This is a genomic window from Chitinophaga sp. HK235 (genome assembly GCF_018255755.1).
Lineage (GTDB): Bacteria > Bacteroidota > Bacteroidia > Chitinophagales > Chitinophagaceae > Chitinophaga.
In genome coordinates this window covers 3,361,080-3,374,226 of the sequence record NZ_CP073766.1, presented here as the reverse complement: position 1 = coordinate 3,374,226, position 13,147 = coordinate 3,361,080, and the positions used below count along the sequence as shown (strand labels likewise).

Sequence of the window (13,147 nt, the reverse complement as noted above, 5' to 3'; positions counted from 1 at the left end):
AAACGTAGTTGGTAGAGCGTGAACTAATTGTTTAATCGTATTTGCTGTCATGGCAGCAAGCATTATTCATTTATAAACATGCGTTTTAGAATCAAACTATTGGCAGTACACCAGGAAACAGTCATTCCCATTAATTACCCCTATGCCTTATCGGCAGTGATATTTAAAATATTACATCAGGCTGATGAAGAATACGCCGCTTTTCTGCATGAGAAAGGCTATTCCCGGCCAGGTTCCCTCAAAGTATTCAAACTGTTTTCTTTTTCAGAGATCAGGACGGCTTTCCGGATAGAGGGCGACAGGTTCCGCCTTTTATCCAGGGAGGCGGTTTTTACGATCTCTTTCCATCTGCCGCAGGCGGCAGAGAATTTTATCCGGGGACTGTTTCTGAATGAGATCTTTGAGATCGGCGACCGGCGCAGCAAAGGCGTTTTTAACGTAGCTGCGGTACAGGCGGTGCCCTCACAACTGGAAGACATCCCGGACAGTGAAATCCGGGAAGTATTGCTGCAACCGTTTTCTCCTCTGGTATGCGGCTCTAAAAATGACCGGGGGTATTACGACTTTCTGTCGCCGAGCCACCCCGATTTTGTAAAACAACTGGTATACAACTGGCGGGAGAAATTTATCACCCTGTATGGTGAAGAACAGGCTGATAGCGTATTTGGACCTGTCAGTGTAGAAGTGGTGTTGATGGACAATCCTCCCAAATCCCGTTTAATCACCATCAAGGCAGATACACCACAGGAGACCAAAATCCGCGGTTATACCAACTTCCGGCTCAAAGTTAAAGCAGGCGGCCAGGCGCTGAGGCTCCTGGCGGATGCTGGGGCCGGCGTGTATAACAGCGCCGGTATGGGCAGTCTTCAGGTTGTGTGATGCCGTAAATATGTCTGTCGACATGAAACAACTATTCCAGACCTATACCGGGAATGCCATGCTCAATGCATCATTGATGACCATCGAAGCCATGGCCCAGCTTTCTGCCGTAACGGACATTACCCCCGAACTGCTGTTGCAGCTTTGCCAGGAAAAAAAACTCTGGCAGGTAAACAGACGGCTGAAGAACTATTCCATGTTGTTTACCATCAACGGCCCACTGTATTACGAAGATGGAGGCATGGTATACAATGCTTTGTTCAGGGAGATCATCGACACGATAGAGCTGGAAGGCGAGCAGGTATGCGAACTGTCGGGGCTTCGGTTTAGCCGCCCTTTTGAAGCAGTTTACCGGGATGCACTGCTACGTATAGGCCTTTCCGATAGAGAGATAAAAAAAAGAGACTTATCCATCAACCGGGTATGGGTGCCACTGATCGGTAGCATAGGGTCGGATGCACAGGCATTGCCGCAGGCGAAGTTTATGCCCGGCATACATCCGGTATGTATAGCCCTGCTGCAGTTTCTGCCACTTTCTTCGCTGTTATACAGAGGAGGAATATTTTTGGTAGACTCTTCCGACTTTTATTTTGCACGCACTTATGTGCAGGCCAACTATAACATTCTGCTGCCACCCATTGAAGGTACTTCCGTGGCCTCGCAGATACCCAACCAGTCCTTTTCCAAAGGACACTACCTGTTGATTGCGCTGAGTATCCTGTCTGAAAAAGAGGATGCCTCCGATGTATATGCAGACCTGAACCTGTGGAGTTTTACCAACTCCGGTACCGGCGCCGCCTGTGATATAGACCGTATCCCCTGCAGCCTGTTGCGTAAGCTGTATTGGTTGAATGACACAGATATCAGGAAAGAACTGGAAAACATCCTGCGTACAGAAGCCATCAGCCAGAAATTCCTTGACGCACTGGAGGGTAATCAGGAATGGGGCCTGTTGTATCCCAATAAGTTCAAAAAAGTAGCACATAAAGGTGTATCGGTACGCTTCTTTGAAACGTATATGCGTATAACCGGTAATGATGCGCTGCTGCCATATGCCCGCTATATAGCTACGCTGATCCGGGAATACAAAAGCAGTTCATTTGACAGCTATCTGCGCAGCACTGCTGCCTGGCAGGAAAAGGACTATCGTGCTGATCTGCAGGCGGTGTTGGTGAAAGCAGCCAGGGATGGCCGCTGGAGCCTGGCCCATCATCTGCAGATACTCGACAGTCAACATCTGCCTGTCAGAACCAGTAGTTATCAGTTGTACCGCTGCATCCATTTTTATTATCAGCGGAATGTTTCCGAAACATTGATGCCGGCAGCCATAGCAACCGCATCACCGGTGAAACAGGTCTGCGAATGGATGATAGCCCTCATACAACAGGATGAACTATCCTCGAAAATTACTGCCGATCTCACTGACCCGCAGCGGTATTTGCAGGTGGTATATACAGAAATGCTGCGTCGCGCCTATGATCAGCCCGGCGTGGAACTGGAAACGATATTCCACACTTTGATGGACCCTAAAAAATATGCGTTCAGAAGAGCCGGACTGAATGAGCTGTTAAGGATCTTCTTCAGTCAGCCGGAACAACAGCAGTATCCTGTCAAGGCACTGGAACTGCCGGAAGATTGGTATCCTGCCACAGCTGTACAGCAATGGTTCTGGGATATCCGCGCACTGGCCGCCGATTACCAGGCGTATTATTATGATGCTTATCGTCATCGGGAAACAGGTGTGCCTCCCTGTGGAAAATTCTTCCGGATGGTCAACAGTATCCCACAGGAATCAGGACCTTTTTTATACCGGTTTAAGGAAATTCTGGACAATACCAACAACTATCTCAAGGAAAAGAGCCATGCGCAAAGCTGGTCTGACAGCGTATTGTACAACCCCAATGGTGAGTTGGCATTACTGTTTGCCGGAATGGCCCTGAAGTTAAGTCTGCTTAAATTATACAAACATACACTGGAACATCAACCTGCAACTCCCATCTTTTAATCCATTACATGATGGCTACATTAAACAACATTACCGGCGCGTTACTGATAGACGCCACAGCGGCCTTTTTGAACGGAGCCGGCTTAGACAGAGGAGAAGATAAGAACAGAGTAATACCCAAAACATTCTGGGAAAAAGTAAACAACCGTTCGGAAGAAGTGCCTTATGTGTCTGCCCAGGCCTGGCGCCGCTGGCTGCGTGATACCACCAATGAAGAAAACAACTGGCTTCCCAGTGAACTGCGCGGTATCAAGGAATCTGAAAAAGGCAGTACCAGCAAAATTGCTACAGAGCTTAATCCTATAGATTTTCCGGAAGATGACCTGTTTGGTTATATGAAAAGCGGAAAAGGAAAAGAAGAAACATTGCAACGGACATCTCCCTTTAAATCTTCTGTTCTCAAAGGCCTTCGCAATATGCGTACTTTAAGTACAGACGAAGCTTTTGTACACCTGAAGGATGGAACACCTTTACCTTATGCCACAAAATTTTATGCTACCCATCTGGAAGGTTTTTTTAACCTCGAATATTATCGTTTAGGCGTTTACGATAACCTGGGTAGCCGGCAGGAGTTATCTACAGCGTTATTGGAAAAATACAAGAGCAGTTTCCGGGAAACAGCTCTGTACGGCAAGTTTAAGCGATATGAACTGAAAGATGCGGCACTGACCAGAAAGGCCAGGGCAGCCGGATTGCTGAAAGGACTGGGGTATATGCGTGGTGGTGCCAAGCAGGCTGCTTTTGGCGCCGATGTATCACCCAAAGTGCTGATACTCGCCGGTATGGAATCTGCCAACCCGGTATTCAACAATATTTTCACCGGTAGTGGTGAACGGCCGGGTATCAATCTGGGTGCATTGAGAGAAATAGCACGCGACTATCGGCATAAGTTGTCGACTCCGGTATATGTTGGTATCCGGGCTGGTTACTTACAGGGCGAAGAAGAAATAAAGAATCTTGGTGATGGTTTTGTGGTAGACTCCCCGCTGGGTGTGGTACATCAGTTTACTGTCAAGCATCTGCATAATGATTAATCTGCTGGAGGTACAGTTTGCCGGCTGGACGGCCACTCCGCGGATGCCTTTTGTGGTGTCCGGCAATGCTGTCTGCCTGCCGGCGCCATCCTATTCCCTGTTGCTGGGACTGATAAGTTGTTGCCTGGGCCGCCTGGTGGAAGCTGGAGAGGTGGCAATAGGTTGCTACTACCGCTTCGACTACACCGCTAAGGATATGGAAACACGCCATCGCCTTGCATTTGACGGCCGGCAACTGAAACCACATCAGAAAGGCACAGATGTTCACTTGCGGGAGTTTCATGTGCAGCCCCGCCTTACCTTGTGGCTGGACCAGCCGGAATGGGCAGACTATTTCCGGTATCCCGCCGGAACGCCCTCCCTGGGCCGCTCCCAGGATATCCTGAGGGTAACATCCGTGAAGACAGTGGCGGCCAGCAAAGTAGCCAAAGGGACTGTATCCGGCTGTATGCTGCCTTTCGGACCACAAATACAGGCAGGAGGTCAGCTGGTACAAATGGCGGAAGCCTACCGTGAAAATGACGGGATAGGTACCGGCCGAACAGCCACCCGCAGCGGTATATTCATCGCAGTGCCATGGGACAGCTATTCCCCGGTAAGTATGCCGGACTTATATGAAATAGCGCAGGAAGGACAACAGGAGCCAATTTGTTTTTATCTGCATCCGTTTAAACATGAACGCTGATTTTTTCCGGCAATTTATTGCCAAACAGGATGGGACTACTTTACAGGAGCATACCCATCGCGTAAGGACCGCAGGAGCCAACCTGCTGGCCCGCCTGCCACTGACGCCTGAAGAAAGGAACTGGTGGGCTCCCAAACTGGACAACTGCTGTGTGTTGCACGATCTGGGTAAAATACATCTTACTTTCAGAAACCAGTTCGTCACGCGCTTGCCTTTTCGTCATGAGATCATCTCCCTGTGGTTCTGCGAAAACTTCCTGCAATTGCCGCTGGATGAAAGGTTTGCTATCGCTACACATCATAAATCCGTCATCCCGCATCAGGATAAAAAAAATACTTCCGCCCTCAATACTGATCAGCTCAAAAGAGATATGCAATGCCATTATCGCAGCAATGCGGAAATACTCACCGCTGATGTGCTAAAACAATGGCTGGAGTTGATGGAGCTTAAAATGGAGATTAAAACAATGGAGATCAGTCTGGTAATCTCCAGAGATATGCGTAATACGTTACATTGCCTGTATCAGCCGAATGCCGTTCCAGAACTGCAGATGCGCCGGCAGATGTCGATGATGCGTGCCCTGCTGATGGCAGCAGATCATATTGGCTCTGCAAGGCTGGAAGAACAGATTCCCACTTATACGCCTATACGAATACAGGATTTTCAACCCCAGCGTAATGGCGTATATTTTCCTTTCCGGCAGTTTCAGCAACGTTTACAAAATACTTTCACAGATGCCATCGTGCATGCACCTACTGCCTCCGGAAAAACCGTGGCAGCACTGAGCTGGATATATGCCAATCAAACAACACATGCCCGCGTGTTTAATCTGTTGCCCACCACTGCCAGCTGCAATGCCGCGGCACTGCAATGGCAGCAGGTTTTCGGAAAAGAGAAGGTGACCGTATTACACTCCCGCACCTATAGTTTTTACTATGAGCAACTGGAAACAGAAAACGGGGCAGACCGTGCCCAGGCTGCATGGTCAGCCAGCACTTTGTCAGCAGAATTGTTTTATCCTGTGAAAGTGGCCACCCTGCATCAATTGCTCATGACTGCGTTTAAAGATAAAGGATGGGAATTTGCCCTGATCGATTATCGGAATGCTCTTTTTGTAATAGATGAATTTCATACCTATGATGCTTTGACAATGGGGTTGATGATAGCGGCCGTTAAGCTCTTCAGGCGTGTGTTTAATGCCCGGTTTCTTTTTATGTCTGCTACTATCCCTGCTTTTATGATGAATTTTATGGTGAAGGAACTGTTTGATGGAAATGAAGACTGTATTGTTCGACCAGACCCTGCTTTTGAATCAGACCGGCAGATACTGAACAGAAAACGGCATCAGCTCTATTGCCGGCCCGGGACAACCATCCTCAGCGATATTCCGCTGATCAGGCAATACCTGCGCAGCCATACCGTGCTGTTGATCGTTAATACCGTAAAGGCAGCACAGGACCTTTACGAGATCTTCAGCGATGTTGCTACTGTTCAAATGCTCCATGGTGGCCTGCACGAAGCGGACCGGATAGACAGCGAAAAAAAGATCGGCCACCCTGATCCGGCCCAAAGACCACGGCTGCTGATTGCTACACAGGCTGTCGAAGTCAGCCTGCAGCTGGATTACGATATCCTCTTCACAGAAAATGCACCCGCCGAAGATCTGATACAGCGCCTGGGCCGTGCCAACCGGGAAGGAGGGAAAACAATCTATCCCATCGATTACATGACAAAACTGAAACACTGCACGGTACCTGTTTATCTCTTCGAACACTCCATCCGGAAAACACCGTTCTACAATAGTGATGTATTAGCAGATACCTGGAAAATATTGTATAGGCTGGATACACAGGAGTTGTCAGAAGATGATCTGGTAGCAGTGTGTAACACCGTATACAGCAATGGCTACAACCCCATACAGCAGGCCGATTTTGAACAGGGACTGAACAGTACCGTTATCCGTGACTTTGAAACCAAATGGGTGGCCGGCCATCACAACGATTGGATCAAATTATTTATTCAAAACGGCCATCAAAAGATAGAAGTGCTTTGCGGAAACCTGCTGGAATTATTCAATCAGAAACGCCGTGAGAAACGGTTTGTAGAAGCCAACCAGTTATTGGTATCAGTGTATTTTTATGAAGTGAAAAAGCAGGTAATGCATGATGATACCGCCGTGATCATTGCATCTGACCTGGAGTATGTGGAGGGAGTAGGGTATAGGGTGCGGGGAGAATAATTGTACCAGTGTGGAATTGAAAACGTGAAGTAAAACGGGAATGATGTTGCCATCACAGTTTTAATTGAACCAGAGAGGAATTGAAAGTTTATAGGTTAGTATTAGACACCTAATGGTGTAATCGTATCATGACGGAATTGAAAACAAGGGATTTGAAACGAGCATTATCGTACCATTAACGGAATTGAAACTTGTATTGTTTTACTGACCCCCCTTTTATTCGTACCACAGGGATTTTTATCCAGGGGCCTAAGCCCCTGGATAATATGTTACAACCCTTCATCTACCAGATACAGCACGGATTCATAATTTTTCTTCACGGCCGCAGACATGGCTATTTCGCATGTTTTAGTGGAAGAATAATAACCATCATGCTCCTCTGTCTTTATTTCTGTCGCTTCCGGACGTGTAGCCGACTCCGTTAGCTCCGGAAACAGGAATCCACGATCTCCGGCCATGCCGCAACAGCCAGCGTATTTAGGCACAATCACTTCATCGGCGAAGTGGTTGGCCACACGGAGGAACTTATGGCTGGTCTTCATTTTTTCCAGTGAGCATACTGGATGCAGGGCGATGCTTTTTTTCTTGCGGACAGCGGTTACTTTAGGTAGTACGTAGTCATGCAGGAAGTCTACGCTGTCGAGTATACGAAGTTGATCAAATTTTTCCTTGTTCTCAGCAGTGAGGTTGGGCCTCATATGATGCAGGGTATAAGCGCAGGAGCTGACGTCTATCACCACCGGCAGCGCGCCCTGGCGGGTATCAGCCCAGAGTTTTTCCACGATGTGGTTGGCGGTATGCTGGGAAGCATCCTTATATCCTTTGGAGGAGAAGATCTGGCTGCAGCAGGTGCCGCTGAGATTATCGGGCACGACTACACTGATACCGGATTTCTGGCATACGCTCATGAATGTTTCCATGAGGTTTTTGGATTTCCCTTCGTAGGTGCCAAGCATACGGGAGATACAGGCCGGGAAATAGACGATGGTAGCGCCATCGCTGGTGACAGCAGTTTGCTGTGGCTTCAGGATATCCAGATTGGGAGCCTGTTGCAGCTGTTCGGTCCACAGCGGCATGGCAGGCACTATTTTCCGGATTCCTTTGGTGAGCCGCGTCATGGTATGTTTGCCAAAGAGCTTATTGATACCGGTACCGGTCTGGATCGCGGTTCTGACGGCCCATTCTGTGGTTTTGAAATGTCTGGCCACATACAGTGCGATTTTATTGGCCATGGGGGAGTGGTTTTCGCGGCGGAGCCTTTTGATGAGGTCTCCGGTGTTGATATCCACAGGGCAGGCGGTGGCGCAGAGGCCATCCACCGCGCAGGTTTCCATACCATCGTACTGGTATTGGTCGAGCAGTAATTTATAGTGGTCTTTGTCGCCGGCGTTTTCGAGTTGTTTGAGTGCTCTTCTGATAACGATCCTTCTGCGGGGGGTGGTGGTGATATCGCGACTGGGACATTTATGTTCACAATAGCCACATTCGATACAGCGGTCCACTTCTTCTTCCACGGAAGGCAGCTCTTTCAGGTTCTTCAGGTGTGCGCGGGCATCGCTGTTGATGATAACACCGGGATTGAGCAGGTTATGCGGATCTGTAGCCTCTTTGATGCTTTTCATGATCTCGTAGGCTTCTTCACCCCATTCTGTTTCCACGAAGGGCGCCATGTTGCGGCCGGTGCCGTGTTCAGCTTTCAGGGTGCCGTCGTATTTATTCACCACCAGGGTCACTACGTCCTGTATAAAGAGGTCGTAGCGGGTAACCTCTTCGGGCGTGTTGAAAGACTGGGTCACCACAAAGTGTATGTTACCGTCTTTAGCGTGACCGAAGATGATGGCGTTGTCGTATTTGTATTGAACGAACAGCTGTTGTATATCGGAGATAGCGTCTCCCAGTTTGGCTACGGGGAAGGCGATGTCTTCGAGGATGACGGTGGTACCGCTGGCGCGTACGGCGCCTACGGCGGGGAACAGCCCTTTACGGATCTTCCAGAAGAAGGCCTGTTCGGCCGGGTTGGTAGTGAATACCGGTGGCTCAGACATATCGAGGGAAGAGGCGGCGGCCATGAAGCCGTTGACACGGGCGTCGAGGGCGGCCTGGCTTTCTTCCTGGAATTCTATCAGGAGGGCGGCGGCTGTTTCCGGTAGGGTTTTCACGATGGCGGGCATACCGTCCATGTCTTCTACGGCGCGGAGAGAGGCACGGTCCATCAGTTCCACCATCATGGCACCTGCGTTGGTCAGCGGCACGATGGCCTGGCAGGCAGCGTAGATAGTAGGAAAATAGAGCAGTGCGGTGGATTTATAAGCGTAATCCGGCACGGTGTCCATCACTGCTTCAGCGATGAAGGCAAGGGTACCTTCTGCCCCTATCAGCAGATGGGCCATGATGTCCAGCGGATGGTGGTAGTCGATGAAAGCATTCAGCGAATAGCCCACTGTATTTTTAGTCTGGTATTTATACCGTATCCTGTCGTGCAAAGCCGGATTGGCGGCGATCTGCTCACGGAAGTTGGTCAGGCTCACAAACAGCGGCGCACATTCCATTTCAAAACGGGCATAGTCGCTTTTATGCTCGGTGCTGAAAGTGTTGCCATCAGGCATGATAAACCGGATATAACGGGTGGTATGATAGGAGTTGAGCGCTACGCCGCAACACATGCCACTGGAGTTATTAGAGAGGATACCGCCCATCATGGCAGAGTTGATGCTGGAGGGGTCGGGCCCTATCTTGCGGCGGTGTTTTTTCAGGTAGGTATTGACCATAGCACCGGTGATGCCGGGTTGTACCCTCACGGTATTGCCGTCTTCTTCTATCTGTATTTTGTTCCAGTATTGGCTCAGGTCTACCAGGATACCATCGGTAATAGATTGTCCGGAGAGACTGGTACCTCCTGTCCGGAAAACGAGCGGTATCCGGTATTCCCGGGAAAAGTGGAATAAGGCGATGATTTCTTCTTCACTCACCGGTTGTACAACGGCTTTGGGTACCAGGTGGTAAAAGCCGGCATCGGACGCAAAAGATATTACGTCTATATACCTGGACTTGATACGTTTATCAGGTAAGATCTTCTTTAGTTCATTTGCTATGTTCATGGCGAGTTTCCTTATTCCTTGACTGGTTGAATTCACTGTTATAGGAAGCAAGTTATATAACTTTTATATCTTTAGCCACCGCTTTCTTAACAACCACTATTGAAACCATGTGCCATCTTCATCGTTTATTGTCCTTTTCACACTTTATCGTTCCCTGTTTATTAATGACTGGTACTGCCCGTGCGCAGCAGCCCCGGCCGGATAGCGTGCCTCCGCCTGCTGTGAGGCAGTTATCTGAAATTTCGGTGGTGCAGCAGAAAGCCCTGGTGGAGCGGAAAGCAGACCGTATTATCTATAATGTCAGTAGCAGCGTCAGCGCTGCCGGCGCCAATGGGCTGGAAGTGCTGGGTCGGGTACCGGGACTGCGGGTGACGGATAATATGATCGGCCTTGCGGGCAGAGGTGCTATGAAAGTGATGGTGAATGGTCGTATGGTACCACTGACGGGGGAAGACCTGCAACGTTATCTCAAGTCCATGTCGGCCGGAGAGATCGCCCGGGTGGAAGTGATCACCAACCCTTCTGCTGCTTATGACGCAGATGGTAATGCCGGTCTGATCAATATCGTCACACGGCGTGACAGAAACCAGGGCTTCAGCGGAGAAGTACAGGCAGGCCTGAAACGTGCTGACTACGGCGGCAAACCACTGTATGGTGTTTCCAACTATGGTACCGTTACAGCCGGTGGAAACTTCAGCTATAATACCAGCAAATGGTCCTGGTATGGTAACCTCAATTACGACCATGGTCGTTTCCTCGAAGGCTTCGGTATAGATCTGTCTTATCCGCGGCGCTACTGGACACAAACGGATACAGGCAACTACAAGGTGCGCAACCTCAACCTGGTATTAGGCACAGATTATAAAATCAGTCAGAAAACAACCATCGGCTTTAATTACAACGGCAGCCGCACCGCCTATATCGGCGATGATCATGTGAACAACCCGCTCTATAGTACAGGCCATCTGCCGGATTCTGTATTGAAAACATACGCCACCTATAAGCCCGTGGCCTGGAGCAACGGTTTGAATGTGCATCTTGTTACCCGCTTCGATTCCGTCGGCCGGCAAATGTCAATAGATGCAGACTATTTCAACTACTATCGTACCGATCAATCTGATTTTGAAAGCCGGCGCTATAACCCTTACGGAGAGCTACTTCTGGACGGTGTCACCCGTTATTTTGATACCAACAAACAAGCGATCAATATTTACACCCTGAAAGCGGATTTTCAATGGCCTACCCGGTTTGCAAATTACGCCTTCGGCGGAAAGCTGAGCTTTATTGACAACTACAGCAATGTATTTTACTATAACAATATAAAAGACCAGCTGATTTATAACAAAGCGCTGAGCAACGAATACGACTATACGGAAAATACACAGGCATTGTATCTCAGCGCCGCTAAAGAAATGGGCAAGTGGAAACTCAATGCCGGCCTGCGGATGGAGGCCACTCAAACCAAAGGTATTTCCCATATCCAGGACCAGACCAACAGGAACGACTATGTGAAATTATTCCCTTCCTTCTCGGCTATCTGGAACTATACAACTGACAATCATCTGGCCTTTACCTTTGGCAAACGGATCAACCGTCCTGTATTCTGGGATCTGAATCCTTATAAATCGCTGACTACGGCGTATAGTTACCTGGAAGGAAACCCTTACCTGCAGCCGGAATACAACAGCAATTTTGAATTATCACACAGCTGGAAACAACGATTTACAGTAGCCGCTTTTCTGAATATCACCAATAATGGCTTTAACCGGATCACCATTGCATCCGAAGATGATAACACTGTATTTACCACGCCGGTGAACTTCCTGAAGATTTACCGGTATGGCCTGTCGGCCAGCGCCACCGTGCAGCCCTGGTCCTGGCTGGAAAGCACCAATCAGCTGACAGCTTATAATACAGCAGCTAATTCATCCCACCCTTATATCGCCGATGTGAAAGGACTGGGCATGTATCTGTCTACCAACAATAATATCTCCCTCAATAGTGATAAAACCTGGCAAGTTGCCGTGAATGGCTGGTATCAGTTCCCTGAAATAGATCATAATGGAAAATCAGACGCCTATTATAATGTAGACCTGGGCCTAAAAACCCTGTGCCTGCAGAAACGTTTGAGCATTGCCCTCAATGCTGCCGACCTGCTTCGCTCCAGTGCCAGCGTAGTTCATTATACCTATGGTAATATCAAACAAACTTTCACACACTTCCAGGTGAATCGCAATGTTCGCCTTACCCTGACTTATAAACTGGGCCAATCATCCCGCAAGCGCGAAGTGAGGAATACGGGGAGTGATGAGGAAAGACATCGCCTGTAACTGTGATAAATACTGATACCTCTGATGCTCCTGATAGACGAAGATATAAGCGAAGAATAGACGGAAATTAATTTTAATTATTCTTATCCAGTTAATCGCATGCATCTACATTTATCAGGAGCATCAGAGGTATCAGTATTTATCACAGTTGAACAAGTGTTTTAAAAAGTTGTTCAATTTTTTATTTTTTTCCTTAACTTCATTTTTAAAACGTGGAATTATGGCAACCGGAAAGAAAGAAAAGGACACGAGCACGGAGGAAAAGATATTGGCGGCAGCCCGTATCGTATTCACCAAAAAGGGCTATGCTGCTACCAAGGTGCGGGATATAGCTGCGGAAGCAGACATTAACCTTTCGCTGGTGAATTATTATTTCCGCAGTAAGGAGAAGCTGTTTGAGGTGGTGATGGCGGAAGCTGTGCAGAAACTGGTTTTTGAGATCGCGGGTGTTTTTAATGATGAACAGCTGAGCGTGCTGGAAAAGGTTAGTAAAGCGGTGAATTATTATATCGACCTGTTGCTGGAGAATCCTGATTTTCCGCTGTTCCTGGTGAATGAGATCATTGCAGGCGAAGATATGTTTTCACGCGCAGCGCAGCAGCATGTGTTGTTTAAATCGCACTTATTCCGGCAGTTGTTTGAGATGCAGGAGAAGGGCAGACTGAAAGTACATCCGGTGCATATAATGATGAATGTGATTGGGATGGTAGTGATGCCATTTCTTGCTAAGCCGCTGCTAGAGCGTAATGAATTGGTGAAAAACGAGGAGTTCAGAGCATTGATGAATGAAAGAAGGACACTTATTCCGCTTTGGCTGAAGGGAATGCTGGGGTAATACCCGGTTTTTTTTGACCCTGTATTGAACAAGTTTTTAAAA

Annotated in this window: 8 protein-coding genes; 7 read left to right on the top strand and 1 reads right to left on the bottom strand. The window is 48.4% G+C overall.

The features are described 5' to 3' along the window. Window positions 1–78: 78 nt before the first annotated feature. The 5 genes from KD145_RS11775 to cas3 are packed head-to-tail and all read left to right on the top strand — an operon-like array spanning window position 79 to window position 6,842. Window positions 79–879, top strand: a complete 801-nt coding sequence (locus tag KD145_RS11775; protein WP_212006075.1) for a CRISPR-associated endoribonuclease Cas6 — start codon at window positions 79–81, stop codon at window positions 877–879. A 22-nt stretch (window positions 880–901) separates the two neighbouring features. After that, window positions 902–2,884, top strand: a complete 1,983-nt coding sequence (locus KD145_RS11770) for a hypothetical protein (protein ID WP_212006074.1) — start codon at window positions 902–904, stop codon at window positions 2,882–2,884. An 8-nt stretch (window positions 2,885–2,892) separates the two neighbouring features. Further along, on the top strand, window positions 2,893–3,918 hold the full coding sequence (gene cas7i, locus KD145_RS11765; RefSeq protein WP_212006073.1) for a type I-B CRISPR-associated protein Cas7/Cst2/DevR: 1,026 nt from the start codon (window positions 2,893–2,895) through the stop codon (window positions 3,916–3,918). Continuing rightward, the gene (locus tag KD145_RS11760) at window positions 3,911–4,603 is read left to right on the top strand and encodes a hypothetical protein (protein ID WP_212006072.1); all 693 of its coding nucleotides are present in this window, start codon (window positions 3,911–3,913) and stop codon (window positions 4,601–4,603) included. The genes cas7i and KD145_RS11760 overlap by 8 nt, the downstream gene beginning before the upstream one ends. Next, complete coding sequence (gene cas3, locus KD145_RS11755) at window positions 4,593–6,842, top strand: CRISPR-associated helicase Cas3' (RefSeq protein WP_212006071.1); 2,250 nt, start codon at window positions 4,593–4,595, stop codon at window positions 6,840–6,842. The genes KD145_RS11760 and cas3 overlap by 11 nt, the downstream gene beginning before the upstream one ends. 269 nt (window positions 6,843–7,111) lie before the next feature. Here cas3 and KD145_RS11750 read toward each other — a convergent pair whose 3' ends face one another. After that, window positions 7,112–9,940: an FAD-binding and (Fe-S)-binding domain-containing protein gene (locus tag KD145_RS11750; protein ID WP_212006070.1), complete on the bottom strand. Its 2,829-nt coding sequence runs from the start codon at window positions 9,938–9,940 to the stop codon at window positions 7,112–7,114. Between the two features lie 164 nt (window positions 9,941–10,104). Between KD145_RS11750 and KD145_RS11745 the strand changes: the two genes are divergently transcribed. Continuing rightward, entirely contained in the window at window positions 10,105–12,270 is a 2,166-nt protein-coding gene (locus KD145_RS11745) for an outer membrane beta-barrel protein (RefSeq protein ID WP_212006069.1), read from the top strand. A 220-nt stretch (window positions 12,271–12,490) separates the two neighbouring features. Further along, complete coding sequence (locus KD145_RS11740; protein WP_212006068.1) at window positions 12,491–13,105, top strand: TetR/AcrR family transcriptional regulator; 615 nt, start codon at window positions 12,491–12,493, stop codon at window positions 13,103–13,105. Window positions 13,106–13,147 lie beyond the last annotated feature (42 nt).